The sequence below is a fragment of the Paracoccus sp. 228 genome (assembly GCF_000967825.1).
In the GTDB taxonomy this organism is placed as follows: domain Bacteria; phylum Pseudomonadota; class Alphaproteobacteria; order Rhodobacterales; family Rhodobacteraceae; genus Paracoccus; species Paracoccus marcusii.
The window spans coordinates 671,638-697,845 of record NZ_JYGY01000001.1; the positions used below are offsets into that span (position 1 = coordinate 671,638).

The 26,208-nt window shown below is 65.0% G+C and carries 25 protein-coding genes; 1 reads left to right on the forward strand and 24 read right to left on the reverse strand.

The window, feature by feature from the left end:
- Positions 1-3: 3 nt before the first annotated feature.
- The 7 genes from SY26_RS03230 to SY26_RS20925 form a co-directional block, all read right to left on the reverse strand.
- A complete protein-coding gene (locus SY26_RS03230; RefSeq protein ID WP_045999229.1) occupies positions 4-3,189 on the reverse strand; it encodes a hypothetical protein in 3,186 nt (1,061 codons plus the stop codon).
- Between the two features lie 18 nt (positions 3,190-3,207).
- Complete coding sequence (locus SY26_RS19770) at positions 3,208-5,808, reverse strand: LamG-like jellyroll fold domain-containing protein (RefSeq protein WP_052715096.1); 2,601 nt, start codon at positions 5,806-5,808, stop codon at positions 3,208-3,210.
- 63 nt (positions 5,809-5,871) lie between these two features.
- Positions 5,872-6,249, reverse strand: a complete 378-nt coding sequence (locus SY26_RS03240) for a DUF4376 domain-containing protein (RefSeq protein WP_052715097.1) — start codon at positions 6,247-6,249, stop codon at positions 5,872-5,874.
- Positions 6,246-6,560: a hypothetical protein gene (locus tag SY26_RS03245; protein ID WP_045999230.1), complete on the reverse strand. Its 315-nt coding sequence runs from the start codon at positions 6,558-6,560 to the stop codon at positions 6,246-6,248. Before SY26_RS03245 ends, SY26_RS03240 begins: the two co-directional genes overlap by 4 nt.
- A gap of 11 nt (positions 6,561-6,571) precedes the next feature.
- Positions 6,572-7,273: a hypothetical protein gene (locus tag SY26_RS03250; RefSeq protein ID WP_045999231.1), complete on the reverse strand. Its 702-nt coding sequence runs from the start codon at positions 7,271-7,273 to the stop codon at positions 6,572-6,574.
- Positions 7,274-7,321: 48 nt separating this feature from the next.
- A complete protein-coding gene (locus tag SY26_RS03255; protein WP_045999232.1) occupies positions 7,322-8,215 on the reverse strand; it encodes a hypothetical protein in 894 nt (297 codons plus the stop codon).
- Positions 8,212-12,987, reverse strand: a complete 4,776-nt coding sequence (locus tag SY26_RS20925) for a hypothetical protein (RefSeq protein ID WP_157020388.1) — start codon at positions 12,985-12,987, stop codon at positions 8,212-8,214. The genes SY26_RS03255 and SY26_RS20925 overlap by 4 nt, the downstream gene beginning before the upstream one ends.
- A 65-nt stretch (positions 12,988-13,052) precedes the next feature.
- Here SY26_RS20925 and SY26_RS03265 point away from each other — a divergent pair, with 65 nt between their 5' ends.
- Positions 13,053-13,559: a YbjQ family protein gene (locus SY26_RS03265; RefSeq protein WP_045999233.1), complete on the forward strand. Its 507-nt coding sequence runs from the start codon at positions 13,053-13,055 to the stop codon at positions 13,557-13,559.
- 10 nt (positions 13,560-13,569) lie between these two features.
- On the opposite strand, the gene SY26_RS03270 is transcribed toward SY26_RS03265, so the two are convergent.
- The 17 genes from SY26_RS03270 to SY26_RS03350 all read right to left on the reverse strand — a co-directional run bounded on the left by SY26_RS03270 (position 13,570) and on the right by SY26_RS03350 (position 25,629).
- Positions 13,570-13,902: a hypothetical protein gene (locus tag SY26_RS03270; RefSeq protein WP_045999234.1), complete on the reverse strand. Its 333-nt coding sequence runs from the start codon at positions 13,900-13,902 to the stop codon at positions 13,570-13,572.
- A 17-nt stretch (positions 13,903-13,919) separates the two neighbouring features.
- Complete coding sequence (locus SY26_RS03275; protein WP_045999235.1) at positions 13,920-14,420, reverse strand: hypothetical protein; 501 nt, start codon at positions 14,418-14,420, stop codon at positions 13,920-13,922.
- Between the two features lie 98 nt (positions 14,421-14,518).
- Entirely contained in the window at positions 14,519-14,956 is a 438-nt protein-coding gene (locus SY26_RS03280) for a hypothetical protein (RefSeq protein ID WP_045999236.1), read from the reverse strand.
- A 2-nt stretch (positions 14,957-14,958) separates the two neighbouring features.
- Positions 14,959-15,261, reverse strand: coding sequence for a hypothetical protein (locus SY26_RS03285; RefSeq protein ID WP_045999237.1), 303 nt, complete (start codon positions 15,259-15,261; stop codon positions 14,959-14,961).
- Between the two features lie 2 nt (positions 15,262-15,263).
- Positions 15,264-15,608, reverse strand: coding sequence for a hypothetical protein (locus SY26_RS03290; protein WP_157020389.1), 345 nt, complete (start codon positions 15,606-15,608; stop codon positions 15,264-15,266).
- Between the two features lie 82 nt (positions 15,609-15,690).
- The gene (locus SY26_RS03295; RefSeq protein WP_045999239.1) at positions 15,691-16,092 is read right to left on the reverse strand and encodes a phage tail terminator-like protein; all 402 of its coding nucleotides are present in this window, start codon (positions 16,090-16,092) and stop codon (positions 15,691-15,693) included.
- Positions 16,089-16,541: an HK97 gp10 family phage protein gene (locus SY26_RS03300; protein WP_157020390.1), complete on the reverse strand. Its 453-nt coding sequence runs from the start codon at positions 16,539-16,541 to the stop codon at positions 16,089-16,091. Before SY26_RS03300 ends, SY26_RS03295 begins: the two co-directional genes overlap by 4 nt.
- Positions 16,542-16,830: 289 nt before the next feature.
- Positions 16,831-17,907 carry a phage minor head protein gene (locus SY26_RS03305; RefSeq protein ID WP_045999240.1) on the reverse strand — a complete coding sequence of 359 codons (1,077 nt, stop codon included), beginning with the start codon at positions 17,905-17,907 and terminating at the stop codon, positions 16,831-16,833.
- A 1-nt stretch (position 17,908) separates the two neighbouring features.
- Positions 17,909-18,262, reverse strand: coding sequence for a hypothetical protein (locus SY26_RS03310; RefSeq protein WP_157020391.1), 354 nt, complete (start codon positions 18,260-18,262; stop codon positions 17,909-17,911).
- On the reverse strand, positions 18,259-18,675 hold the full coding sequence (locus tag SY26_RS03315; protein WP_045999242.1) for a hypothetical protein: 417 nt from the start codon (positions 18,673-18,675) through the stop codon (positions 18,259-18,261). Before SY26_RS03315 ends, SY26_RS03310 begins: the two co-directional genes overlap by 4 nt.
- A gap of 58 nt (positions 18,676-18,733) precedes the next feature.
- On the reverse strand, positions 18,734-19,267 hold the full coding sequence (locus SY26_RS03320) for a hypothetical protein (protein WP_045999243.1): 534 nt from the start codon (positions 19,265-19,267) through the stop codon (positions 18,734-18,736).
- A gap of 54 nt (positions 19,268-19,321) precedes the next feature.
- The gene (locus tag SY26_RS03325; protein ID WP_045999244.1) at positions 19,322-20,326 is read right to left on the reverse strand and encodes a hypothetical protein; all 1,005 of its coding nucleotides are present in this window, start codon (positions 20,324-20,326) and stop codon (positions 19,322-19,324) included.
- Positions 20,327-20,428: 102 nt separating this feature from the next.
- Positions 20,429-21,217, reverse strand: a complete 789-nt coding sequence (locus SY26_RS03330; protein WP_045999245.1) for a hypothetical protein — start codon at positions 21,215-21,217, stop codon at positions 20,429-20,431.
- Positions 21,218-21,687: 470 nt separating this feature from the next.
- The gene (locus SY26_RS03335) at positions 21,688-23,046 is read right to left on the reverse strand and encodes a DUF4055 domain-containing protein (RefSeq protein WP_052715100.1); all 1,359 of its coding nucleotides are present in this window, start codon (positions 23,044-23,046) and stop codon (positions 21,688-21,690) included.
- 3 nt (positions 23,047-23,049) lie between these two features.
- On the reverse strand, positions 23,050-24,513 hold the full coding sequence (gene terL, locus SY26_RS03340) for a phage terminase large subunit (RefSeq protein ID WP_064503536.1): 1,464 nt from the start codon (positions 24,511-24,513) through the stop codon (positions 23,050-23,052).
- Positions 24,482-24,991, reverse strand: a complete 510-nt coding sequence (locus tag SY26_RS03345) for a DUF2280 domain-containing protein (RefSeq protein WP_045999246.1) — start codon at positions 24,989-24,991, stop codon at positions 24,482-24,484. Before SY26_RS03345 ends, terL begins: the two co-directional genes overlap by 32 nt.
- A 14-nt stretch (positions 24,992-25,005) precedes the next feature.
- Complete coding sequence (locus SY26_RS03350; RefSeq protein WP_045999247.1) at positions 25,006-25,629, reverse strand: putative metallopeptidase; 624 nt, start codon at positions 25,627-25,629, stop codon at positions 25,006-25,008.
- Positions 25,630-26,208 lie beyond the last annotated feature (579 nt).

Consider the following 26,208-nt stretch of genomic DNA (forward strand, 5'->3'; position numbering starts at 1 on the left):
CTGTCAGGTGAACTGTGCGCCCGTCGGGTAGTAAGCCACATCCCGGACCAGCATGTCACCGGTTCGGCCGCGTCCGTCGTCGGTGTTGTACCGCTCCGGAGTGTAACCTGACGGCGTTTTCACGGCCACGTTGAAGATCGGGTAGAACTCGACCTTGCGGGCCAGATCCTGGTGTCGTGCGTGCAGGATCTGGCAGCCCACCTCGCGGTCGTTCACGAAGAATGTGACTTCTGACTTAGTGGTGTCCACCGGGTCATAGGCCACATGAACCGCCCAAGATGTGTAGACTTCATCCAGAGGCGTCCGGGGCGAACCGTACTGGTCAACGTCGAAGTCGTTGCCGAAAGCGCCCTTCTTGTTCTGCCATTCGTTAATCGGACCGAAGTGCTGCGCAAACGAGCTGGTGTAGGGTGTATCAGCCGCACCCCACGCATGGTTGAACTTCTCCAGGATGTCGATCTCGCCGGGCCACTGGCTGTAGTAGAACCCGGCAGAGGCCTTGGAACGATTGACCAGCCAGAACGCGGGCCAGCTGTAGCGGCGCACGGGGATCTTTGCCTCGATGCGCCAGACCCCTTCGACCCCGCAGACATCATCCCGATGCAGGCCTTGAAGCACAGCAGCCTGATAGCTCCAGTTGCGCTTGTCCCATTCTACCCGGCTTGCATAGCCGACAGAATGCAGCCGGATCGCCTTCTCGGCAGCATCGTAGCTGATGGGATTGTCTGCCCCTGCGATCGAAGCATCGGCATAGAGCCCCGTCTCCTGGTTGCCGTCCTGCGACCGTCCGTGGCTCAGGGCAGACATCCAGTCTCCGCCATCGCCTGTCGGGTTGTGCGTCAGCGTGGCCGGGTCGAACGTGTTCTTGCGCGCAGCGCGGGTCAGGTCCAGGCGGCGCAGAGGGCGGTGGAACGGCTGCGTAATGACCTGCGTGGGAACTGCCGCGGAGAAGCGAACCTTGACGGTGCGGCCCTTCTGCTTATCCCCGAGGCCCTTGACCCGGATGCTGACCTGGAACGCCTGACCGTCGGCGTGGCGGTCGCGAGGCGTGATCTTGATCCAGTGCAGGACATCGTCACCGGGGGACCAGTGATACACCACGTCCATGCCGGCAAACTTCGCGCGTTGCGAGGCCGCAGACCCGACGTTGATGCTGCCGCCCGTAAGGTTCACCAGACGATCGACATACGCCATGAAGGAATTGCGGTCGCACTGATCAACGGACACGGGAATGTATATGTCAGCCGCACCGGCAGGCACCGTTATCTCCGCCGGAATGCTGAGAACCGGTTGCTTGTGCTGGTCCCAGATCGGCCCGGCCGGTGCGGTAACGGGCGGCGAGACAGGAAGGACCACCGGCGGAACGACATCAGGCGGCGTCACGACAGGATCGGCTGCAAGATAGGTTTGCAGGTCTGCGGTGGTGGATTGGAGAACGCTCAGGAGTTCAGTCAGCTTTTGGCGGGCACTCATATCGGGTTCCTCGGGGGTTGGATCAATCGGCACGGGGACCGGATTAGGAGTTGGCTCAGGAACAGGCGCGGGCGTGGGAATGGGTTCCCTATCGGGCATAGGCGTCGGCACCGGGTCAGGCTCCGGGACCGGCACAGGCGCGGGCTCCGGGGTCGTGACAGGTGCATCCTCGATCAGCGCCCGTACCGCGGCCCAGGCCGGGTTCCGGTCGCCCAGCCAGCGCTGCAGGCCGTGGCAGATGTTCTGATCAGGCATCCGGCATTCGACCGACATGGCCAGCGGCCCGTCGAAGCCTGCGGCATCGAGAGCGGCGAAGGTCGCGGCATAGACCTCGCCCATCTGCGGACTGACCGAGAAGGCGTGGATGAACGATCGCAGGGCCGTGCTGCCGCCGACGCCGTTCATGTGGTTGCCGACCTCGTAGGCGCCCAGCTCCATGCCGTACTTCGACGCCTCGCTCCGGTAGTGCCGCCACTTGGGCACCAGGCTGCGGACCGTGCGGTCTGCGCCCCATGCGTTGCCCGTCAGCAGCTGGTCGCGGATCCGGTCGAACGCCGCGCCCTGTAATAGGGTGGTGCGCCAGCCCTCCAGCTGCGCGGCCCGGCCGCCATAGGCCATGCCGCCGTCGATCTGCGCATGCACGGTCAGCATGTCGATCACCGAGTGCGGCGCGACGTAGACCGGCAAACCCCGCGTCCCGCTACGGTCCCGCCACAGCGGCGCCAGCAGGATGTCGGCCTCGCCGCCGACCCAGTCCGCCTGGTGCTGGACGACGGTGTGGAGCCGCTCGTCCCCGCCCCAGACACGGCGCCAGATCTGCGCCATCTGCACCGACCGCATGCCGTACCAGTTCCGGAACTCGGACCCGGTGCTGGTACCGAAGGCCTCGCGGCCCCGGGCGGCGCAGTAGTGGGCCTGCGGGGTGCCGGAGAAGTCCCAGGTCTTGGTGCTGTACTCGACATAGACCTGCCGCGGCGCCGGCATCAGGTCGCGGATCAGGGCCGCGCACTGGCGCATGTGATCGTCGGTCGCCGCAGTCGGCATGCACAGCCACATCGCGGCATCGACCTCACGGCACAGCGCCGCCATCCACTCGTAGGGCACGAAGCGGTGGAAGATCTCGTCGGTCGGCAGCGCCCGGCTGGCCCAGTCCGTGATCCGCAGCCCGCCCTGGTTCTCCGAGGTCAGGATGCCGATCCACTCATCGAACCGCAGGGCGTGATAGGGCGCGACCTCCGTCAGGTACTGTCGGCGGAAGATCTTGCCCTGATCGGCGTCGGCCCAGTCATCCCGATGCACCAGCGCGATGTTCTCAATCGGGCCACCTGCAGGATCGATCGTCCGGACGATCAGGTCGATCCAAGACGCGCCATTGGCAGTGAAATCGAACTGGATCTCGTTCGGCGACACGCGCGTGATGTTGCGGGCTCCGTGCAGATCGATGGTGCAGGTCCCGTCCCACCGCAGACGGTGACGGCCGGATCCGCCGGCCTCCGCCGGCATGTTGTGGAACAGGCGGGTGCGGAAGCCGCCCGACCCCGGCGGGATCGAGAGCAGCTGGCCACCGGGGGTCATGTGGCCGGCCGCGACCAGCTGGTCCCATTGCGCGCCGCCCCGGTCGGCCTGCCAGGACCACGCCTGCTTGAAGGCGTTGATGAAGGGGCTTGCGGACTCGCCATTGATGACGCCGAGGCGCGCCGCGATTTTCTTCGGCATGAGGTGTCCTTTCCGGACTTATGAGAGGGTGATGCCCTTGGCTGTGGCGATATCGCGAAGTTCGGCTTCAACAGCCGGCAGCGTTTGGGCGGTCGCTGAATTGACGATTGCGACTGCCGCCATTGATCCGGCCACGAAGTCTGCGCGACTTCCGTTCGAGGAATTGACGCGGCAACCCCATTCGTAACGGATATTGTCGATTGCAGAGGCTCGGTTTTCAGGCGGGAATGCACCGGTCGCTACGACAACTCCGTTCACCCGCAGTTCCACGCCCGTCAGGGTGACATAAGCCGAAACCAGCACCCAGGTGTTTATGGGAACCGTTCCCACGGGCGCCGAAACGACCACGGATGCGCCCGCGTCGGTTGACGAAACGAACTCCAGCGCACCGCCATTTGACCGGAACTGGAACACGCGAGTTGTTGCCGACACGTTCCCATTTCTCGACAGGATGCACCGCGTTCCCGTCACGTTGGTCAGCCGGACTAGCGCCGAGAGGACGTAATCTGTGCCTCGGTCCGCCACGGCAGGTGGCGGAGAGAAGGCATAGTGGGAAGTTCCGTTGAATGTGATCCGCGTCGGCGGGGTTTCCCACGCAGGTCCGACTAGGTTGGCTTCAGTTCCGGTCCTGCTGATAGCGAGACCAGATCCCTCTTGGAGCGGCCACGCAACATTAGTCGGAGTGACTGCTCCAGCCGGCTCAACTGTGAACTCTCGCACTGGAGACTGCTGGCCTTCGCCCCGTTGGTTCGTTGCCGAAACCGTAACTGAGTGAATGCCATCTGGGATGTTCTCGATGGTGAAAGACAGTATGTTCCCCGGCACCGTCCAGGCAATGACGTCATTGCGGCGAATGGTGTAGGAAAGGATCGGACTGCCGCCATTGGCGGGGGCCGGCCATGAGATGACGCGGGCGGACGTGGTGCCGTTGACCGCAGGCTGAGCCACCTGACCCGGAACGTTAGCGTCCAGGTTCTGCATGACGGTGGTGTTATCGATGATCGACTGTATCGCTGCGGCGATGGCGGCATCTGACGCTGCCTTGCCAACATACGACTTATTCCCCGCCGGGATCGCCGACCAGCTGGTGACACCAGTTGAGGATACGCTGATAGTGCCGTTCGCGCCCGCCAGATTGTACAGGTTCTGGTTGCCGTAGATTGCATGATGGACGCAGATAGGGTCCCACGACCACCGCGCCCTGCGGCCAAGATAGACCTGCAAGGATGAGGGCGAGGCGGCGTCAAAAGCGTCAAATGCCACCTTGACCGGATCGATCAACGGGTTTGCGTCTGCCATCGGTGCGGTAAGGACCGTTCCGCCAACTTCAGCGCCGTGGGCATAAATGGGCGTCGGCCACGTCTGATAGACGTTCTGGGTAGAGGCGACATCACGATCCGCATTGTATTCGACGCGGGTGCTGGTGAACTCGCCCGCCATCATCCACAGGCCGACGACTTTTGCCGCGATCAGTTCACGCCCTGTCAGGGGCGAGATGGTATCCGCAGGGCTGTCCAGCAGCCGCGACGTGGAAATGGGTGCGCCCACGTCGATGATTTTCACCGATGCGTCCGGTGCCGCCGCCAACATGGTGCGCAGGCCCGTCACATCATCAAGGAATGCTGCGCGGGTTTGACCCGCCACACCGAACCGATCCCGGACGGGTGCGCTGTTCCGGTTGTTGTACGTTCCGATGGTGCCTTGGTACGCATATACCGGGATGCTGGTCATGTTGTAGGCAGCGAGTTGCCCATAAATGCCAGGAACAGATGTCGCCACCGAAGATGACGCGACAATACCTAGCAGGCTGATGTTGCCGCGTGCGTGAGCGTCACAAGCTATAAGAACGGCGGGGGCGTCATCGCAATCGCCAGCGTAGTCACTTACCAGAATAACGCGCTGCGCTGAAGTGTCAGCCGCACCGCTGGTGGCCGTCTTCGTGTCACCGGGCGTGCTGTTGCCCACTGCGGTCACCGCACGCAGACGGATTGAATAGCTCGTGGCGGCTGCGGGCATGGTCAGCGTGCGGGGGCCGGTTCCAGCGCCACCTGGCAGCGCCGTCCACGTCCCGCCGTTTGCGGAGTACTGGATCGCGGTGATCGGCGATCCGCCATTGGCCGGCAGCGATGCAATGTTCACGACCAGCTGGTTCGCTTCCAGACCGGTGGCGAGGGACCAGTCGCCTGCCGCGAACGAAGACGGCGCAGTCGGTACAACGATCTCGCCCGGCACGGCCGCCGGGGGATCGTTGAAGATGGACCTGGCGCCACGCCCGTTCACCGCGCGCATTAGCATCGCGACCAGGCCAGCGCCGGTAACGGTCACGGGGCCCTTCAAATAGGCGGCTACGGTGTCGAGCGGGATGGCGCGGACAGCACCGGCCGGGACGGGGGTGGAGTAGCCGCCGGCGACGGAGATGAACGGCGCGCCGGGGAAGTTGACGGTCGTGCTGTCCGCGCCTCGCAGCACGCAGTCGATCGATGCCGCGGTCGGGTTGCGGACGATCAGTACATGGCCTGCCCCCGGCTCATAGGTCAGGTCGTTGGTGGCAGTCAGAACGATTTCCGTGACGGGCCGCGAACCGGCCCCCCCGACGGAGGTCTTTATGATGTTGGCCATGGCCCCTCTCGGTAATTATGCCCCTCGCAAGGGAGGTTGGTCGCGATGGCTGGGCGGGCTGCTCTAGCCGGGCCAGCCTGCGTCCGGATCGACCGGCTCGCCTGCGTCCAGTGCCGCCAGCAGGTCGGCCTCGCGGTCGTAGCAAGCCTGCACATGCGCCCGGACGGCGGTGGCGATCGCGATGATTTCGGCACCGGACAGCAGCCGGAACGACCCGTCGCCGGTCTTCCATCGGACGGCATAGTCGGGGTCCAGCATGGCGCTGACGGCGGCCCCGGCAAAACGGGTCTGGCTGACGTCGTCGGTTGCGACCGACATTCCCGCGATGCTGATCCCGGCGCACATCGCCTCATGGCGGCGGGCCGCGATCTGATCGCGCAGCGCCTGGCGATCCGTCATTTGCCGCTGCTCGGCAGTGACGACCTGGCTCCAGTCGATCATTCGGGCGCCTCCTCGGCATAGGTTACGGGCAGCGGGATCGGCCCGGTCTGGGTGACGGTGATGGGCTGGGGAAACCGGGCCTCCTCGGGCGAGTCGCTGCCGTGGGGCAGGATCAGCGTCAGCGTGATGTGACCGGCTTCGCGGGTGACGTCGGAGGCCAGGACCGGGCAGCCGACAGCCTCGCGGGGCAGCGTGCCGCCCTCGGCCAGCGGGCCGAAGTCGTAGGCGGTACCATTGACGGTCAGCACGTCGCCATCGAGGGATAGCCACAGGGCATCGGCCCGCAGCAGCGGGGTGAACGTGATCTTCATGGGGGTGATCCTCAGTACCAGCGGCCGACGGCGATGAAGGTGACGCGCACGGAGATGCGTGCCTCGGTAAGGGCGCGGAACGCGGACACGCTCATGCCGGTGGTGGTCATGCCGGTGAAGCGCGCGGTGATCGCAAAGGTCTCGCTGCTCGAGTTGACCCCCAGTGACACCATCATCTCGCTGGCAGCGTTTGACGCCACGAAGGCCGCAGGGAAGATCCCTGCAGTTTCGGCGGTTGAGCTACTTGTCACGAAGCCCCAGCACAGCAGCGTGCCATCCGCAGTGCGCTGGAACGCCCCGTTGGCATTGATCCCGCTCTCGATCTGGCGGTCCACGATCCAGCGCGTCCCGTCATAGGTCGCGACCGTGTCGGCATCGGTGCGGATGTAGCCGGCGGGCAGCGCGACGTTGGTGATGGTCCGCGCCTCGATCGCGCCCTGCCCGTCGACGTTGATCGTGACCGGACCGGTGTTCGCCGCCGCGGCCCGCCACCGGACCTGCATGCCCGTCGCAAGTGCCACGCCCCCGGTGTTCAGCGTGATGGCGTTCGCCGTGCCGCCGCGTGTGGCATAGGTCTTCCCGCGCAGCAGCGGCAGGTCGGCGTTGTAGTCCGCGACGAATGTCGGAAACCAGCCGAAGAACGCGTCAGCCCGCTCCTCCAGCTGCGCAGGGTTGCCGGTGTTCGGCGGCGTGGGCGGTGGGGTAATTGCCATGCAAAATCACCCGGGTGACGGGCGCTCCTGAGATGATGGGTGAAGCTTTTAGACGAGGCTTTCCGCGTCGATGGTCCCAAAGGATTTGCCCGCGCCGATCGTCAGGTCGTAGTCGCGCAGGATGCCCGCGATGGTCATCCCGAACCGGTCCTCGCCCTCGATGGCGTAGAAGACACAGATCTTGGACGTGATCCGCCGGATGATCTGCTGCACGCGGGCCTCCCCGCCTGAGGGCACCGAGAAGCGGAACCGGACGGTCTCGCTGACAGGCCGGGGGACGATGAACACGCCCCCGAACTCGTCCCGGTCCTTCCGGGAATAGTCCACGATGCCCAGGCTCGATCCCATCAGCGAGATGCCGATGTCGATCTGGTTGCCGATCATGATCTCGCCGACCTCGGCCGAGCCGGTCGAGGCCACGGTGATCTCGATCGAGGACCCGGACGGCAGCGACAGACCCGTCAGGATCAGGTCCGAGCGCACCGTGAAGGGCGTATAGATGTACTCCCAGAACGTCCCCACCTGATCGCGCGAGGCGAGCTGGAAGGTCTGGTCGTAGATCAGCACGGCGCCCGGGGTGGTGACCCTGATCCGGACGCTCTGCGCATCGAGCCCGAAGAACGCGATGCTGTTGAGGGTCCGCGGCGGGCGGATCGTGTAGGTGATGTTGCCGGGCTGGCGGGTGACCCCGCCAAGCCGGTTGTCGAAGGCGCGCCAGCGGTTGGTGGCCCCGATCCGAAACCACCACTCCGACAGCACGTCCGTGAGAGGGTCATGCCCGACATTGGCCGCCTGGATGCTTTCCCAGATGGCGTTCTGCCGGATCACCCGCGCGCCGTTATCGTAGCTCGTCCCGGCGGCCCACGCGTCATGGTCGGTCTCCGGGACATTGCTGGCCAGCATCATGGCGGGGGTGACGTCGTACGGCTCGATGATCTTCACGTCGCTACCTTGTTCTGGTCGGGATCGATCTTCACGCCGACGGAATTGATCTCCCGCAGCGTCTTGAACGTGTCCCTCGTGCTCTCGGCCGTGCCGCGGGCGTGCGCCTTCATCTCCGCGAGCTCGGCGCGGACCGCGCGCAGTTCCCGCACCATCTCGCTGTTGTCCAGCATGGCGCGGCTCTGGCGGTGGCTGAAGATGCGGCTCGGACCGGTGGCTTCCAGTTCCGGACCGTTCTCGCCCACGATGCGGAGGCCCCCGAGATGGGTGCCGCCCGTCGCGAAGCCCGGCGTGTTGCGCAGCGCCGTCTCGGCGGACGTGAACCGTGCCCACAGCCCGCCCGAACCCCAGAGGGTGTTCCAGAACGGGTGGTTGTGGTCGGTGATGTGCCGCCCGTTGATGAAGAAGTGCCCGGTATGCGGGTTGGACCGCACGCCCTTGTCATTCAGCACGAACGGGTTGGCCGTGGTCACCCCGTACTGGGTCATCATCTGCCGGATGGTGCCGTAGATGCCGCTGACCTCCTGCTTCAGGCGCTCCTTCTCCAGGTAGTTGCGCTCCAGGTTGCCCGTGGGATCGTAGACCGTCCCGCGCAGCAGGTCGCCGCCGTCGAAGGCCGCCAGCCGATTGCGGATCTGGCTGGTGTTGAGCCCGGCCGTGTTGATCCCCGCGGCCCGTGACATCGCCGTGAGATCTGCATCGTCCACGAAGTGGTTGCCCGCGGCATTTGCCGTGAGGCCTCCGACATACGTGTTCAGGGCCGCGACCTTCCGCTGGCGTTCGCTCCGCGCCGTCTCGGCCGCGATGGCCTGACGCAGATCCACCAGCGACGTGCGCAACGTGCCCATGCTGGTGCGCAGCCCGTCCGCGCCCGTGAGCGATGCCGTGACGTTGGCATTGCCCAGGGCGTCGCTGACGCCCGCGACGATGGTGCGGGCATCGCCGGCCCGCAGCGCGATGCGATCGTCCAGGCTGACAAGCTGACCCAAAAGGCGTGTGATCCCCGCCTGCGTCAGGGTGTTGCCTGCCGCCAGGTGGTTCTGCACGCCGGTCAGGATGTCGACCTGACGCTGCTGCAGCGCCGCGACCCGTTCCAGCGCCGTCGCGGTGGTGTCGGTCCTGACCGCGACCTTGCTCAGCGCCACGGCCACGCGGGCCTGTGCCAGCGCGGACTCGGTCCTGGACCGTGCCATGTCGTTGACGCTGGACAGGTAGCTGTCGGCCACGCCGGGCAGACGACCCGCGGCCTCCACATCGCAGCTGTTCGCCTGCCTCAAGGTGCGTTGGTAGAGCGCCTGGTTGTAGGCGCGCGCCTGCTGAGGGCTGAACAGTGCCGAAGCCGTGCCCCGGAGCCTGTCCAGGTAGTCGCGGATGCCGTCGCCCGCCTTGCGCCAGTCGGCCGCGGCGGACGTGTTCAGGCGGATCACTTCGGACAGCCCGCCGACGACGGTGCCGATCGAGGCGACGACCCGATCCTGCAGTGCCGTCATCTCCCGGGTGAAGCCCGAGATCTGCGGCAGGATCAGGTCGAAGGCACCCGACAGGCCGATTAGCGCGGCATAGGCCTCGCGGCCCGCCTCCGTGGTCAGGTCCAGGGACGCGATCACGCGGCGATACTCCTGGCGGGTCTGCGGCATGGCGATGCCGAGCTCCGCCAGCGCGGCCGACGTCTGGCGGGTGGTGACCGCCAGTCGTTCGGCATCGGTGTAGAACGCCTGGTAGTACTGCTGCGTGGCACTCACCATCGCGTCCAGGCCGCCGAACGCCTCGGCGATCTTGGACGCCGCATCTGCACCGGCAAGGCCCACGGCGTGGAAGCGGTGCCCCAAGGTGTCCATGATGGCGTTGACGCCTGTCAGCGACGTGGACAGGCGGTTCAGGGCCTCCGTGGTGCTTTCGCCATCCTTGCGGAGGGCATTGAGGCCGGGGATCATGCCGGCGAACCCGTCGCCGAGACCCGCAAGGGCCTGCTCGACGGCGCGCTGCGCATCCTCCTTGCTCATGCCCTTGGTGCTGATGGTCATCTGGTGCGCGAAACCCGCGAAGGTCTCGGCCCCGAAGCCAAGCGCCGCAGCAGCATCCATGACGCCGGTCTGGATGTTGCCCACGATGCTGGACAGCGCGTCCTGGGTCTCCTGATCGGCGCGGTCGTAGCTGGTGCGGGTCTTCTTCGACAGGCCCCAGAACCGGCGCGTCTCGGTCTTGCGGAAGGTATCGACCGCAGTGTTCAGGCCGTCGACGGTGATGCGCAGACCGGCGTCCAGTTCCCTGGTCTTCTTCCTGAAGAAGGAGAACACCGCGGCAACCGCCAGCAGGGGAACGGCAATGGCGCCGGCAGCCGAGGCGAGACCGGCTAGGCTCGTCGTCGCGCCGCCCATCATCAGCGACGTGTACTGGGTGATCGACCCGATGCCGCCCATGGCAGCCTGCAGGCCGCCGGTGAAGGCGGACATGGCCGCCGTGCCGAGCGACGCGATGCCGCCCAGAACGCCACCGACGCCGGTCAGACCGCCCACGGGCGCCCCGGCCGCGCCGAGTGCAGAGGACAGCGCGCCGCCAGCGCCTGCAAGACCGCCCAGACCCATGCTGATCATGATGCGGTTCTTGGCGGCCATGGCGATCATCTGCGCCAGCCAGGACTTCAGCATGTCGCCGATGTCGGAGAGCGTGCCCTTAAAGCCGCTCAGCAGCCCATCGGTCATGATGTCGGTGAACTTGCCCGCCAGGGGCAGGCTGTCGGCCAGCTGGATGTTCAGCCGGCGCTGCGCCTCAGCCATCTCGTCCTGGGACAGGCGCCCGGTCAGCTTTGCCAGTTCGGCCGCCTCGCGACGGTACTTGGCCATCGGGTCCAGGACCTCACGCCACTTCTGCGCCTCCTTATCCAGGTTGTCGCTGAGCTTCTCGGCTTCCTTCGCTGCCTGCTTGGACGCCTTCTCGGCTTCGCTGGCTGCTGCCTTGCGACCCTTCGCGACTTCGCCCGTAGCTTTTGCCAACGCCTTTTCTTCGGCCGTCATTTCACCCAGCTGGGCGATACGGTCCAAGTCTAGCTGGTAAAGAGCTTCCGCGTTGTATTGGTCAACTCCGGCGGCGATCTGGCGATCTCTGCTCGCGGCGGCCTCAATCTGCATCTGCTTGATGGTGCCAGCGATAGCAGCGTCGGCACCAGCCTTCTGGGCAGCGATGCGTGCACCAATGACCTCGATCTGATTGTCGATGCCGAGCGAAAAACCAGCAGCCGCGGATAGCGCGGCAGCAAGGTTTAGCGCTGCGGCCGCCGCATTCGAAGCTGCGGCTGCTGCATTGTCCAAGTTTCCACCCAGTTGAAGGCCAAGCATTGATGCTTGGGCGAGTTGCTGGGCGGTTGCCATGATCTCCGGGGGGATCGCAGCGCCAGAACGCTGAGCCTCACGGAGCTCCTGAACCAGTGCTGCGGCGGTGCGAGCCTGTTCTTGCGGACCCTTGGCCTCCTCTAAAGCTTTCATAGCCTTGTTCAGTTCGACCGCCTGCCCATAACCAAGGCCGTATTTGTCGGCCAGGTTGCCGATGGCCACTGCCAGACGTCCAGACGCGGCAGACATGCCCCCGAAGTCGCCAATGCTAGCTTTCGACAGCGCGTTGATCCGGTCAAGCTCGGCACCGAGGCCTTCGAACTGACCAGTCGCAGCAGCAATGGCTGCACTCATGGCCTGCGCCATTTCCAATTCGGCAAGGTCCCGCATGACTAGGTACAGAGCACGCGCTGCCTCTGCATTGGCACCAAACTTGGTCGTCAGATCCTCGACAGACAGATTGGTGCCGTCGATGGCCGACTTGTAGGCGCTGAATGCGCTATTCAGGTCGGAGACCGCATCCTCGGCTGCCTTGGCGCTGTTCCCCATAGACAAGAACAATGGCAAAACCGCAGCCCCAATAGCGACTACAGTGCCAAGGCCGGCGCCCAGCAGTGCCAGCTTTCCTGACACACCAAGCGCACCTGCCAACTGCGGAAACTGCTGAGTGAACGCCGTCAGAGCGGACTGTCCCGAGGCAACCTGCACTACAAAGTCTTGAAGCTGGAAAGACGCATTAGTGATCTGCGGCGTAAACCGTGCAAGTCCAGCAGATGCGCCTGCAACAGCAGGGGTCAGCCCCAGGTAACGGGTCTGCGCCAACTGCAAGACCCGGGCATGCTCGCCTTCGGTGATAATCTTTGCGCGAAGCGCGGTGTTAGCAGTCTCGACTGCTGCCTCATATCGCTTTGATGAAGAGTAGACCGGATCCAGAGCGTTCCGCAGAGCTTCGTAGTTCCCCGTGGCCTGTGCGACCGCGGCTGCCTGCTCACGCTGAGCCTGCTCAGCCGCTTCTGCTGCCGTCGCAACGCCTAAATAACGGCTCCGGGCAATTTCTAGGACTGCATTGGCCGCTTGCTGCGAGGCGCTGCCGTCGATGACCATGCGGGCAAGGTCACCCTGAACCACAGCAAAGCGCTGGCTTGCGGCATAGGCAGGATCGATCTGGCGGCGCAGGTCGTCGAAAGTCCGGGCACCCTTCGACACCTCCTGCGCCGAACGCCCCATCGACTGAGACACGGCCCTCTCCAACGACTTCATCGTAGCATCTAGGCCGCCCATGACGCCGGAGATCCGCGCCATGGCTTGCTCGATACTCTTTGCGCTGACCTTGAGAGTGTCTTCAACCTTGCCACCAGTCCGTGCGAGGCTATCCATTGCACTCTCGCCTTGCGCGAGGCTGGAGGAGTCTACGACTAAGGAAAGGCGGGCAGTTTCGTTCATGGGATTGTCCTTGGCGCACGTACAAAAGCCCCGCAGGATGGTGCAGGGCAACTAAGGGAGTAATAATGGCGGAATGTGCGGACTGCGGAATTCAGGTCAGCTATTTCAAGCAGGTCAATGGACGCTGCTCCGACTGCAACAATCGCTACCTTGAGCGGCGCAGGCTCGAACAAGATCTTGGCACTGATGAAGCGGCTAAGGTTTTCTCAGAATACAAGGTTTCCGAGGAGGCTATTGCATCGGTTGTCTTAACAACTGAGGCGACAACGGACTTTATCATTACTCGCCGCATCGACATTGTTACTGCCGAATGTGCTTTCGGCATGAACGCCTTCAAGGATTTATTCGCTGGCGTTCGTAATATTGTCGGAGGCCGATCTGAGGCTGTACAATCAACTATGCGGGACGCTCGAAAAACTGTGCTTCAAGAGCTTCGGCGCGAGGCTCACGCTATCGGCGCCAATGCCGTAGTCGGTGTCGACCTCGATTACGTGGACCTGTCAGGCTCCGGCACAATGGTCATGTTAGTGGCATCGGGAACGGCAGTGGTCATCCAAGCTGAAGATAGGTGAAACCCAAACCCTAAACCCACCACGACCCCGCCAGCGGCGGATCCCGCAGCGAGTCCTCCGCCTCGGCTTGCTCAGCCGAATAGCCCTCGCACATCGCGTGTAGTGCCTCCGCCTCCCACGGTTCGCTGATCGCCCGTGTCAGGCGCGCGAAGGCGTCCAGCTCGGTCCAGTCAACGCCACGGGTGCCGTTGACGTCCGCTCGGACCGGACCGAGCTTCCACATGGCGTCGATCAGGTATGCCCCCGCCGCGACGGGGGGCATCTCGACGGCACGGCCCTTCTTGCGGGCGTACTGCAGCCGCGTCTCCTTCCAGCTCTTTGGCGTCCCGTTAAGGAACGCCAACTGCCGGGCGTAGAGGACTAGGGCTTCGTGGATGCCGCCAAAAAATCCGCATCATCCTGGGCGAAGTCCAGGACCTGCTGCGCGAAGCTCGGCTTGGTCCAGTGCTCAGCGTCCTTCTCGCGCATCAGGTGCGCCATGCTGATGAAGTTCAGGTCCAGCAGCGCCGGCGCATCTTCGACGGTCAGGTCGCGTGCCTTGCCGTCCTCGCCGGTGGTCTGCATGTTGCCGAAGCCCACGATCAGGCGCAGCGCGGCCTTCACGGTCGCCTCGTGCATGTCCTGTGCGGTGTTCGTGTCGACCTGCGTGCTGGTCTTGGCGGCGGCCTTGGCCTTCTTTGCCCGTTCCATCTCGTCGCGGCGCAGCTCGGCCTGCACGGCCCGGCTGGATGCGCCCTTGACCATGACGATGCAGGGCTTGCCGTTGTTCTCGATCACCTCGCCGGTGGCTTGATCGCGCAGCTCCAACGGACGTGCGGTCTCAGCCGCGCCGCGCGCGTCGTATTGCTTCAGAAAATCCATGGTGTGTCCTTTGCATGGGGTGTTTTGGATGGTGGTGGGCTGGCGATCTACACACCCGAAAATCGCCAGCCCTTACCGATCAGCTGACGCCGACCGGATCAGCCGACGCGGACCGTGCCGGAGTTGACGCGGAACTCGCCGCTCAGACCCTTCATGGTCGACGCGTTGCGGGCTCGGTCGCGCAGGTTGGCGACCTTGCCGTGGTAGTAGATGATCTGGCCGTCGGGATCGGTGATCCGGACCGAGACCTCGTCGTTGGTGTTGTTGGCGGTGCGCAGGACCGTCTGCCCGGCATCGGGACCGTCGATCAGGAACGTGAAGGGGATCGACCCGCCGTCCAAGGCGCCGTTGGCGTGATAGGTCCGGCCGGCCAGGGTGGTCTCGGTCACGTCCTCGGACTGGTCGCCCGTCTCGCCCCACTCGGTGATCTTACCGACCGTGGTAAAGCTCCGGGCGGCGAAGCCTGCCGCGTCGACGGTTGCGGGAACGCCCGCGGATACGGCGATCAGAGCGCCGATATAGGTGATGAGTGCCATGATCAGGCGTCCTTCTTGGGTTCAGCGGGCGCGGCGGCCCGTTCGGTGGGGGAGAGCGGGATCTGCGGGGACGGCTTGCGGTCCGGCGCATCGATCACCGACGCGGTGGCCTCGGCGGCTTCCTCGATCGGGTCGGGGTCGTACTCGACCTCGATCATTCTGGCTGCGACCATGGTGGTGATGGTGCGGACGTTATCGGCACTGCGCAGGACCGCGTTTGTGGTCTCCAGCTTTGCCTCGCGCGCCACTGTGTGGCCAGTCGGCAGGATCACCGCCTCACAGGTGTTGTTGGTGATGCTCGCCATGATCAGCTCCCCAGAAGCACGGCGACGAGGCCGGTGCCGGTCACGTTGATGGCGCCCTGCAGGTAGGCCGAGATGGTATCGAGCGGGACGGCCACAACGCCGCCGGCCGGGATCGCACCGACCGCAAAGCCCGCCGCGACGGAGATGTTCGGCGCGCCGGGATAGCTGACGGTGGTGCCGTCCGCTCCGTCGATGACGGACGACACCGCGCCCGCCGTGGGGTTGCGCAGGATCAGCACCTGGCCGGTGCCGGGCTCGTAGGTCAGCACGTTCGTGGCGGTCAGGGTGACCTCCGTCACGGGCCGCTGACCGGGGCCGCCCATGGACGTTTTGACAATAGTGGCCATGAGCGGCCCCTTTCGCTGGTTGGGCCCTTGTCAGGGCGGTTGGTGAAGGTGTGCAGATGTGCAGGCGGCCCGTGACGGGCTGTCAGGCGGCGAGAAACGGGATCACGACAGGGACGCGCCAATAGGCCCCGTCGCTCATGCCCTCGCGCGTTTGCGGGGGCTGGGTGATGGTGATCATCTGGCTGCCTGCCGCGAAGCGCGCGCCCGTGGGGAACAGCGCTGCGATAGCATCAGCATGACGGTTGGCCGGGCGGGACGTTGACCCCTTGGCGACCACCACCGTCGCTATCAGCCGACCGACCATCTCCGGCGCCGTGGCGGCCAGCGTTTGGTCGGTGGTGGCGGCCTTTACCAGATCGCAGGAGACATAGGGCAGGTTGCCCGGCGCTCTGGGGTCGAAGTCCTCGTTGGGCCACGCCTTCGGCAAGGCGGTGAACCCTGCCAGGCGCTCCCGCAGCGCAGCCTCGATTGCTTCGACGCTCATTTCAGCCTCTCGACGTTGCGGGCGACGATCTGCTCCCACTGGGCGGCGGCGCCGTCGACCCAGTGCTTGCCTTCCTGGTTGAAGGTGCGGCCGAGGCTGTCCTCGCCCACGAAGCCCTCATGCTGGCGCATGGCGTGCGCCGCGGTCCATCCGATGCTGGCGATGTCGCCGGGCTGCATCTGGGTGACAAGCAGGGCGATGTTGGCCGATGAGCTGGCCCCGCTCGGATCGGCCGCATCGCTGGCCTGTCCGATCTGCGAGCCGTTGAGCTCGGTCACCACGCTGTTGATCAGGTGGCCGTCATCGACCGGCATCCGGCCCCCGTTGGCGACCGGGGTCTGCGCGATGTCCATGACGTCTTGGATGCTCTCGGACAGGACCGCCTGCATCTGGGCCTTGGTCTTGTCGGCGAAGGCCGCGATCGAGGCGGCGAAGGATCGGTCTGCCATCTGATACCCCAATAAAAAAGGCCGCCCTGAGGCGGCCAGCGTCATTCGACCCAAGCCCAACTTCGTCGGTTCTTGATGGCGGAGACCTGTTGCGGTGAAATCTCAAACTCGGAAGCGATCGCTTTGCTGGACTCTCCAGCCGCCAAGCGTTTTCTGATGTCACGCACGGTATGCTCATCAAGCTTCGCCGTGTTCACGTCTCCGCCCCGGCGACCAGTGCGTAGGTCCATCTCGGCATTCCATTTTGGTTGCTGGCGACGACAACCTTAGGAAGAATTTTCGCCACCACCTAATCTTTTAATAGGTCCGATTTGATCCGGTAGACAGCTAGGCATCGGCATTGAATGACGTTCGCCGCCAGCCCTTTCGGGTTGCCGGGACTGTGCTGCAGGTCGCCGGGGTACTGCATGAAGACGCCCGGGGCGGGGTTGAAGAACTCGCCAATCCTGATCGTCTGGTCGTGCAGATGGCGGTGGCTGTCCCGCACCCGCCCGTCGAGGGTGGCCTGCCAGCGGATGCGCACCTGGTCCTGCCGGACAGTGCCGCTCTCGACCAACTGCAGGAATCCCTCATGCCGCCCGGCGCGCAGGCCGTTCAGCGCCTCGGTCCGCCCGATGGTGTCGCCCCGATCCTTCAGGAGCTTGTTGCGCAGCTGCTTGCGGCTGATGGCGATGTCCGCGTCGCTCACAGCCTCCCCGGCACGATAGGCGCGCAAGATACGCTGCTTCGTCGCCTCGTTGACGCTATCGAGCGTCACGAACGGCGGCTTACCGTCGCGCGCAACGGTGACCAGGTCGCGGACACCCTCCGGCGTCGTCATGCCGTTCAGGACCTTGCGGAACACGCCTTGGCGGCGACCGTCGAGGCCGATGAACCCGCCCTCGCGCTTGCCAGTGGCCGGATCGACGCGGCCGACGATAGCGCGGGCAGTGTCGCGCGGGTGCTGCCCCGCCTCTGCCGCCTCCCGGATGACGATGCGAGCCTGCTCTTTCTGATCCTCGATCACCTCGGTGATGAGGCGCGACGACTGATCCCTTATCCACCGCTCGGCGCGGTCGTGCCGTCCGTTGAAGCTGAAGACGAAGCTGCTGCCATCATAGGGGTCGCGGATGCGCGTCTGTGCAAGGGCCATCGGGCCACCCACCATATAGGAACCGCGCTGCGCCTCGTAGAGCGGGCTGAAGAAGCCTTGCTCCAGCCGCAATGCCTCGATGGCGCCTTCGATGTCCCCCTCGCGGATCATGTCCTCGACCTGCTTGAGGCGGATGGCGCTGGTGATCTGGTCGATGGCGGCAATGAAGGCGTCACGGATCGCGCGCTCCAGCTTGTCCAGAGCGTCCTGAATGTCAGCCGGCAGTCGTGCCATGTCAGGCCCTCAGGATCAGGTCGTAATACAGCGCGACCCCGCCCGGAGCGAACGGCTCGCAGCGAACGATCGCATAGCTGGTGGTGCCGATGCGCAGGTGGTCGGCAGGCGTGGGCGCGGTGCCCTCGGCCGCCATCATCTCGCGCCGGTCTCCCGCCTGGATGGCAGTGCCGTTCACCAGCCCAAGGGACAACGTGTCGCCCAGCAGCCTGACCGGGATCAGCTGGTCAGGCCCGGCCCGACGGTCGTGATCGGGGCCGATCCAGGTATGGCGCACTAGGGTGGCGCCGTAGCCTACGTTACCGAGCGCGCCAGCTACCTCGGCTGCGATGGCCTGCCAGTCTTCCATGCTCACGCCCTCATGAGAAACGACACACCACCCATGGCGGACCGCACCAGTCCGGCCAGAAGCCCGTCGATGATCGCCGAGCGCGGCATGTAGGCATCGGGCCCGGACGCACCCCTGACCCGCTCCCAGGTCAGCTTGCCTGCGCCGACCAGCACCTTGTCGGTGGCTGGGGTCGAGACGGGCGAAAGTGCGCCGGGCGTGCGGGCCTCGATGACCGCAGCCTCGATGATCGCATGCTTGACCGCCTCCGGGACCGCGTCGTCCTCCCACTCTGACAGCCAACGGCTGTTGAAGCGCGCGGCGATGTAGCGCTGGCCACGGATCAGGTCCGCCGGGCCGGGCTGCAGGGTGACGCCGGCCGCGCTGGTGTAGTCGGTGGCCTCGGTCTGAGTGACGGCCGGGACGGTGTAGCTGAGCATGTGCCTGCCTCCGCTGTGCTTTGGATGGGGGCTGGACCGGCCAGCCCCGCACCGAAGATCAGCCCTGGTTGTCCGCGATGCGAGCGATCATCGTCGCGCGCCCCGCGGCGTGGTGGGGCTTCTCGCCCAGCACGTCTTGGTAGCGCACGCGAAGATCCTCGTCGGACAGGGTGTCGAGGTCGTCGCCAACCGGCTGGTCGCCGATGATGGGCTGCGCGCCTTCTGTGATGGCCACGCCTGCCTCGTCCGCGCTGTTCGCGGGCTTGCCGGTCTCGACATTGGTGTTGCTGGCCTTGATGCCGGTGCCACCGGTGGCCGCGACCTCGGCATTGGGCGCGAAGTTGCCCTCGCTGTCCGCCAGCAGGCGGGCGGTGCCCTCGGGGTCGGGGCGCACCGGCTCGACCTTGTCCGCGGCCTCGGCCGACTTGCGGGCCTCGGCGGTCGCCTGATCGGCCATCTTGCCGAACGCATCAGCCAACCGATCCATCGCGGTGCCGCCGGCCTGGGCGCGCGACTGCAGGATCATCGCCCGGCTCTCGTCGCGGCGCGCGATGGCCTCGGCAAGCAGCGGGTCGTTGTCATGGGTGTCCATGATGCTTCTCCGTGTCTCTAAAATGGGAAGACGCAGGGGCCGAGGCCCCTGCCCTCAGCCGTTGGTCACGACGGCGACCATGCGGACCAGCTTCGGATCGTAGACCCGCGTCCAGTTCGCGCCGCCACCCAACTCGGTGTCGCTGACGCCCGAGGCCGAGGCCGGGGTGCCACTGAACGACACGCCACGGGGGTGCATGACCCAGTGCCTGCGGTACCAGACGGTCTCGACGCCTTCGCCGTTGCCGGCCGAGGCGTTGCTCTCGATCTCGACAGGCTTCTTCGGACCACCCTCGCCGGTGGCTTCGGCATAGCCAATGGCTCCGTTGCCGAAGAGGTAGGTGGTGTACTTGAAGCCGCTAGTGTCGCCCGGCTCGCGGGGGCACTGGTCCGAGACGTAGACGATCTTGCCGTCCCAGGTGTCGAACTCCAGGCCAGTGGCCGGGTCCTTGAATCGCTCGATCGCCCGGGCGGCGCGCAGGTTGAAGAACACCCGCGAGTGCATCAAGGCAGCCGATAGGGTCGTGCCGTATTCGCCCAGCAGAGCATAAGCGTTCGACGCGATCTCGGCATCGAAGCGGACCGGGGTGACGGCGCCGTCCTCGGATGCCACGTCCAGCACGTTGCCGGCCATGCCGGGCGAGGCGAACACGCCGCGCATCTGCAGGCCCATGATGCGCTGCTCCTCGCGCACCCAGTACTCGGCGATCAGCTGCGCCACGGCGTCCAGCGGATCCTCCGCCAGCATCGAGGCGACCAGGTTGGCCGACTGCCAGCCGTTGTTGCGGCGGATCTTGCGGGCCATGTCCTGGCCCTGGGTCAGCTTGTTCGGAATGGCGTTCTGGGCCGGATCGTCCGTCGAGACGTTCGAGTTGCCGGTCAGGTCGTTCCAGAACGGCATCTGCACCAGGTCGCCGGGACCGTTGGCGAAGCGCTGCAGCTCGGCATCGCTTGAGACGATGGGCGAGTTGCGAATGCGTGACAGCTGGGCGATGCGCTGGATGGTGGTGGGGAGGAAGAGCGGGCCATAGATGACGTCGCTCAGGCGGGTCGTAGCCATGTGAGGCTCCTTTGCGTGAGATTGCCTTGCGGGGGATGGTCAGCCATCCCGTCGGGCCCGGCTGATTGATGCGCCATCGGCGCGGTTATTGCGGAGAGCCCGTCACCAGTTGGGCGTGACGCCGGCGGCTTGGGCCATCTGACGCGCTTTGGTTGGGTTCTCCGAAATGGCTTGCTGCTGCTTGGTCAGGTTCGGCTTTTTGCCGTTGCTGCTGTCCCAAGGGTTGTCGGTGAAGCGCGCACCGGTGCCGCCCAGTGCGTCGCCGCTGGTGGCCTTCTTGACGTAGACCTTGCCTTCTTCAGAGCCTGACCAATCGCTGACGTAGTTCTTCACCGGCATGGGGCCCATATCGGTGTCGACCTGCGCCTTGAACTGACCGTCTTCCTCAACGAGCTTCAGGGCTCCCTTGCTCATCAGCAGCGCCATTGCGCCGGGTTTGAGAGAAGGATCCACGCCAATCTCGTCCAATGCTTTCGACAGGCCGCCATGAAGAACCGACTGCTGGACTGCTCCAAGTAGAGTAGTGATGCGTTCGTCTTTCTTGGCCAATTCGGTTTGCTTCTGGCGCTCGAGCTGCTGGCGGAGCTGGGCCACCTGCTCGTCGGTCTTGGCGGGGGCCTTGCCCTCCGCCTGTGCCTGCAGCGCCTCGTAGGCATCGGCGTCAAAGTCGTCAGGCAGGCCTTCCAAGCGCGTCCGCGCTGCGGTCAGGTCCGACTGCAGGGTGCGGTTGGTCTGCTTCTGGCGCTCGTGCGCCGTCTTCAGATTGACCACCGTGGGGTGAACGTCGATGCCGTCGAGGTCAAGGACGAACTTGCCGTCGATCTCCTTGTACTCGGCGTGCAGAGCTTCTGGAACGTCGTCCAGGTTGTCGAGAACGGTCTTCAGAGCCATCGGCTCACTCCTTGTGATGAAGCCTGCCTCGCAGGCATGAAAAAAGCCGCCCCGGAGGGCGGCTTATTGCAGTGGCACGGGATGGCTTTTAAGCGGCCCGCTCATTGAAAATTGGTGATATTATACGCCGTTACCTACATAACTTCCATCCGGCGTAAGAAAGTATCGATCCCCACCTACATAACTTCCGTCTGGAGCAAGCGTGTATCGGGATCCGCCAACGTACTCTCCACTCGGTGCAAGCACGTACTTGTCTCCACCGACATATTTTCCACTAGGCGTCAGTCTATAATTGTTCCCACTGACATAAGTACCATCAGGGGCAAGGCGATAGCTTGTGCCAAAGACGTATGTGCCGTCGGGAGTTAGCCTATAGGTCATCGTTTCCTCCTGTTATGGAGGAAAAGTTGCCACAGAACCCCTGCGCTTGGAAGTTCATTGGCTGCCAATTTGTCAAGACGTTATAAATTCTAGAGCAGGTCCACATCATCCGGATCCACTCTGCTCTCGAGGTTTGACAGCCCCGTCTCATCCTCAGCCGTTCGCTCTACGCTGGCCAACTCTCCGCGCTGTAAATTCTCATAGAGCGTCTGGTAGCTTATCGCGCCAGCCTGCCAGATCCGGACGAGTGCCTCGGCCTGCTCGGGCGTCATGCCCGCGTCCACGAAGGACAGGTTCGGCTTGACTACGACCTGATTGGGCTCTGCGCCGATCATCACCGCGATGTGCCGCAGGGCCTTCTCCAGCCCTTGGGCGCTGGTCAGGGCGACAGAGGTCAGCGTCGCGGTTTGCGCCGCGTAGCGGATGCGCAGCGCGTCTCCGCTCTCCGCTGACCGCTTCTCGCTGTCGAAGAGGCGCGCCCCGGCCGAGGCGGCATTGTCGCGCTCGTCCAGGATCGCAGTTCGATGCGCCTCGATGCCCGTGCCGGATGGCCCGACATACTTGGCATCGGGTGCGTGATCTTCCCGGCTGGCAGTGAGGCTGATGACGACCCCGGCGCCGACGGCTGCAGGCGCGTCGCCGTTGATGATGACCAGCGTCTCCTGGCCCGTCATGTAGAGCTGGTGCCGATAGTCCGCGTCCAACCGGTACATGGCCAGCGCGGCGCGGGCGACACCGATCAGCGGCGGCTCCTGCGGGGATACCGACAGATCCTGCGGACCCATGACCACCAGCGGAATGGCTTTGAGGGCCGCTCCACCGCGCGCGGTCGGCTGCACAGGCTCGCCCTCCTGCTCCTCGCCGTCGTACTTCTCGACCGAGTAGCGGCCTTCATCGAGTCGCAGCACCCGGTATGCCTTGTGCTGCTTCCACGAGAAGCCATCCCGGGACAGTCCGCTCTCGTCCAGCACGAAGAAGTCGCGGGACGGCGACCAGTTGATCAGCGCCTCGGTGGTATAGCCCGCCAACCAGGGCAGGTCCGAGCCTTCCGACGCGGCATCGGCCAGCAGCCCGTACCGCCCGGTCAGCAGCAGCTCGCCCGTGATCCTGCGGTGCAGGGCCTCCAACGGCAGACCATCGGCAGTGGCGCGCTCCCACAGCCCCTGCATGGCAGGTGGCATATCGATCTGCGCCTCGGTGCGGTGGATGACACCGATCATGCCGCGGATTGTCGGCGCCAGGATCTCCGAGAATTGGGCCCGCGTCTGGTAGGCCTCGAACATCTTGGCACCACCGTCCTCCTGAACGCGGAAGCCGGAGGGCATCGGCAGGTACCGCTCGCCTGCGGCCTTCACCGCAGTCTCCCCGCGCGCACAGTCGCGCATGAGACCCCATTCATCGACGCGGTCGAGATAGTCCGGGTGCTTGGTGCTGACGGTACCTGTCATCGCTCAGTACATCCCTACCATCGTCGTTGTTCTGGTCTCGGTCGGCTTCGGTGCCGTCGTCAGTTCGGTGAAGGCGCGGCTGGCCGCGTCGACCTGGTCTTTCCATTTGCCCATCGGGAACACCGCGACCTCATCAAGGAAGGCATCATTCCAAGGCGCCTCCAGCAGAAACACGTTGCCCGCCTCCGCCTGTGCGGCGAGGGGCAGAGCGCGCGTCTCCTTGTCCCCGCTCTCGGGGCTGAAGTGGTAGTCGAACCCGGTCAGTACGTGGCGCATGATGTGCTGCGCCTGGGCCTTCCCCGCCTGTCCGGGGTCTTGCGGGTAGGAGCCGCGGACGGCTCCATACGTCGCCCGATCCTGCTCGGCAGTCGCCTTCATCAGCCGCTCGACACCCATGGGCCCCAGCTGCTCCCGTGTCGAATCCACGATGATGAACCGCCCGTCCGGCGCCCGTGCGATCAACACGCCGGCAGTGGCCGCCGCTTCCTTGTCCTCGGTTGCCGCCAGGTCCCATCCCCGCACGAACCGGCAGCCCACAGGCAGTGCCTTGACGGGGGTGAACCAGCTCTTCTTGAACAGACCCCCGCCCCGCGGCACGGGCCGCTGCTGCAACTGACCCGCAGTCGCATAGCTGCCGAGGGTCCGCTCCAGCTCCGCAACCTGCGGTTCCGGGAAGCGGTCCGGGAACAGCAACTCGCCTTCGGTGGTGCGCGGATCGGTGAACCCGATCGAGGTCCGACACCGCCGTTCGGCCTCGAAGCGCATCGGCAGGCAGAGATGCGTGTACGGCAGAGCCTTCGACAGGATCAGCCCCGAGGTGTCGCGCTCGTGTAGGCGCTGCATGATGACCACGATGGCGGAGCGGTCATTGTTAATCCGGGTCGGCAGGGTTTCGAGGAACGCCAGTTCGGCATCCAGAAGCTCAGCCTCGCTGTTTGCGGCATGCGCGCTCAGCGGATCGTCCAGGATCACCCGGTCGCCGCGCGCGCCCGTCATGCTGGTGAAGGCCATCGCCTCGCGGAAGCCGGTGGCGGTGTTCTCGAACTTGGTCTTGCGGTTCTCGTCCGCCGTCATGGCGACGGGCCAGCGGTCATGGAACCACTGGCTCTCGATCAGGCGGCGGCACTTGAGGTTGTCGCGCACCGCGAGGTTCTGCAGATGACTGGTGCCGAGGAAGCGATGCTGCGGCAGCCCGGCGGGGCCCCATTCCCACGCTGGCCAGATCACCCCGGTTAGCAGCGACTTCATGGTACCCGGCGGCACGTTCATCAGCAGCCGGGTGATCTCGCCGCGGGTGACGGCCTCCAAATGCGCGCAGATGGCGTCCAGAGCCCAGCCCCATTTGAGCGGGGTGGCAGGCTCCAAGACGCGCCAAGCGCGCTTGGCAAAGTCCGCCAGCGACCGATGGCACAGTTCGCGCTCGATTGCTATCCGGTCAGCCGGTGTCAGGTGAAGGCGTGTCGTCATCAAACGCCCCCAGCAACTCCCGCAAGGCCCCCGTACTCAGCTTCCCCGCGTCGATGGTAATGGGCGGGGCAAGATCCTTGCCATCCTTGCCGGTCACCTCACGCCGATTGGTGAACGCCCCGCCCATCTCCCTGGCGGCCTGCTCCAGCAGGGACGATGCCAGGACCATGTTGCCCTGTGCTTCAGCCTTCTCAGCCATGCGCTGGAGTGCCCGGAGACGCACAGCGCGGTGACTGATGCCGATCCTGCTGGTGTCCTCCAGAAAGGCGGCGCGGGTTTCCTCGAAGATAGCGCACCACTTCGGCGCCAGACCCTTTCCCGCCCGCTTGGTCGGGTCATAGGTCTCGATCGACTGGCGGGTGATGGCGATCCCGAACTCGTCCTGTACAGCCTTCACGACGGTGGACGGGCCATCGAAGCAGGCGAGAGACTGGACGATGAAGGTCCGGATCTCGTTGTTCAGCTTGGCGCCTGCCATTGCTCAGTCTCCATTCACGCCCGCAGGCATGTCCCGCAGCACTGTGCGATGCTGGCCGCTGCGATCTCCGGTCCGGCCTCTGCGGCTTCGATCAGTTCCCGAATCCCCGCAGCGCCCGCGCCATACCGGCGCACCACGCCGATGAACTCCTCGACGTCGTGTCCGCGCATTGCGAAGACAGGCCGTCCGGTCTGCCGGTTGAACTTCGGCGCGCCGTACTCGTCCCGGTCCTGGGCGCAATGATATAGCTCGTGTTCTATGAGCGCGCAGGCCTCGGCGTCGGAAGCCTGAAGCCACCAGCTGGCGTCGATGGTGATGATGAAGTCCGAGACCATCCCGAACCAGTCTGTCACCTGCGGCGTGGCCTTGGCTCGGCCCCATTTGCCCATCGCGCCTTGCGGGGCGCCCGGCTCGGCGGTGCCGATCACCATGCGACCCTTCTTGGCGTTGGATACGTTGGTCCAGAGGAAGCCGATCGAGGCTGAGCGCAGATGCTCGTGATCCGGGTTCCGCAGCGGCGCGGCGTCGTCGATGAACGAAGCCGAGGCCCATTCGGCAAGGTCGGGCACGGGGCCGAACCATGCCTCGAAGCCTTCGACCTGATCCGCAGGAGGCATGGGCCGCTTAGGCGCGTCCATCCCGGCCCCCATCGTCCGTCTCGCCCGTACCATCGCAACTGGGACAGGTCCGTGCGCCCTCGGCGAACCAGAAGCACGGCAGGTCGCGCCTGGACGGATATGGCACAGCCTTCACCGCGCCCTTGCCCTGGCATTTCTTGCAGACGTTCATGCTGGCCTCGTTGATTTCGGAGGGGGTCCGCACGGCAAGAGGCCGGGACCACGCCCTCCCCGCCCCGAATGACCAGGGCGGATGGCTTAGTTGCTCAAATACGTCACTTCAGAAAAACTACGCAAAAGGTTGTTCAGGTTGGCAAGTTATCGCCTATAGGTAGTATCACCTAAATGTGAGGGAACTATGTTTAAGCTTGCCATTCTTCTGTCCGTTTCTATCTCCGTTGCCGGTTGCGCGACTATTACCCGCGGGAAAACCGATGCTCTAGTCGTCAACTCAACGCCGTCTGGGGCTCAAGTTGAGCTAAGTGTCAACGGCGGCGTAAAAACCGGCCACGCGGCGGCGCAAAACCAGGCCAGTGGCGGGGCGCCAAGCGCCATGGCGCGCGCGCTCCCCAAATAGCTGGCGCGTGCCATGGCGCTTTG

Bases quoted from the DNA above. Each gene is read 5' to 3' on its own strand.
- terL (WP_064503536.1), bottom strand. From the start codon at position 24,513: ATGACGACACGCCTTCACCTGACACCGGCTGACCGGATAGCAATCGAG.
- SY26_RS03335 (WP_052715100.1), bottom strand. From the start codon at position 23,046: ATGACAGGTACCGTCAGCACCAAGCACCCGGACTATCTCGACCGCGTC.
- SY26_RS03300 (WP_157020390.1), bottom strand. From the start codon at position 16,541: ATGGCAGACCGATCCTTCGCCGCCTCGATCGCGGCCTTCGCCGACAAG.
- SY26_RS03345 (WP_045999246.1), bottom strand. From the start codon at position 24,991: ATGGCAGGCGCCAAGCTGAACAACGAGATCCGGACCTTCATCGTCCAG.
- SY26_RS03315 (WP_045999242.1), bottom strand. From the start codon at position 18,675: ATGCTCAGCTACACCGTCCCGGCCGTCACTCAGACCGAGGCCACCGAC.
- SY26_RS20925 (WP_157020388.1), bottom strand. From the start codon at position 12,987: ATGAACGAAACTGCCCGCCTTTCCTTAGTCGTAGACTCCTCCAGCCTC.
- SY26_RS03330 (WP_045999245.1), bottom strand. From the start codon at position 21,217: ATGGCTCTGAAGACCGTTCTCGACAACCTGGACGACGTTCCAGAAGCT.
- SY26_RS03240 (WP_052715097.1), bottom strand. From the start codon at position 6,249: ATGATCGACTGGAGCCAGGTCGTCACTGCCGAGCAGCGGCAAATGACG.
- SY26_RS03245 (WP_045999230.1), bottom strand. From the start codon at position 6,560: ATGAAGATCACGTTCACCCCGCTGCTGCGGGCCGATGCCCTGTGGCTA.
- SY26_RS03295 (WP_045999239.1), bottom strand. From the start codon at position 16,092: ATGAGCGTCGAAGCAATCGAGGCTGCGCTGCGGGAGCGCCTGGCAGGG.
- SY26_RS03290 (WP_157020389.1), bottom strand. From the start codon at position 15,608: ATGGCCACTATTGTCAAAACGTCCATGGGCGGCCCCGGTCAGCGGCCC.
- SY26_RS03350 (WP_045999247.1), bottom strand. From the start codon at position 25,629: ATGGACGCGCCTAAGCGGCCCATGCCTCCTGCGGATCAGGTCGAAGGC.
- SY26_RS03250 (WP_045999231.1), bottom strand. From the start codon at position 7,273: ATGGCAATTACCCCACCGCCCACGCCGCCGAACACCGGCAACCCTGCG.
- SY26_RS03325 (WP_045999244.1), bottom strand. From the start codon at position 20,326: ATGGCTACGACCCGCCTGAGCGACGTCATCTATGGCCCGCTCTTCCTC.
- SY26_RS03230 (WP_045999229.1), bottom strand. From the start codon at position 3,189: ATGCCGAAGAAAATCGCGGCGCGCCTCGGCGTCATCAATGGCGAGTCC.
- SY26_RS03285 (WP_045999237.1), bottom strand. From the start codon at position 15,261: ATGGCGAGCATCACCAACAACACCTGTGAGGCGGTGATCCTGCCGACT.
- SY26_RS03320 (WP_045999243.1), bottom strand. From the start codon at position 19,267: ATGGACACCCATGACAACGACCCGCTGCTTGCCGAGGCCATCGCGCGC.
- SY26_RS19770 (WP_052715096.1), bottom strand. From the start codon at position 5,808: ATGGCCAACATCATAAAGACCTCCGTCGGGGGGGCCGGTTCGCGGCCC.
- SY26_RS03280 (WP_045999236.1), bottom strand. From the start codon at position 14,956: ATGGCACTCATCACCTATATCGGCGCTCTGATCGCCGTATCCGCGGGC.
- SY26_RS03265 (WP_045999233.1), top strand. From the start codon at position 13,053: ATGGCGGAATGTGCGGACTGCGGAATTCAGGTCAGCTATTTCAAGCAG.
- SY26_RS03275 (WP_045999235.1), bottom strand. From the start codon at position 14,420: ATGGATTTTCTGAAGCAATACGACGCGCGCGGCGCGGCTGAGACCGCA.
- SY26_RS03305 (WP_045999240.1), bottom strand. From the start codon at position 17,907: ATGGCACGACTGCCGGCTGACATTCAGGACGCTCTGGACAAGCTGGAG.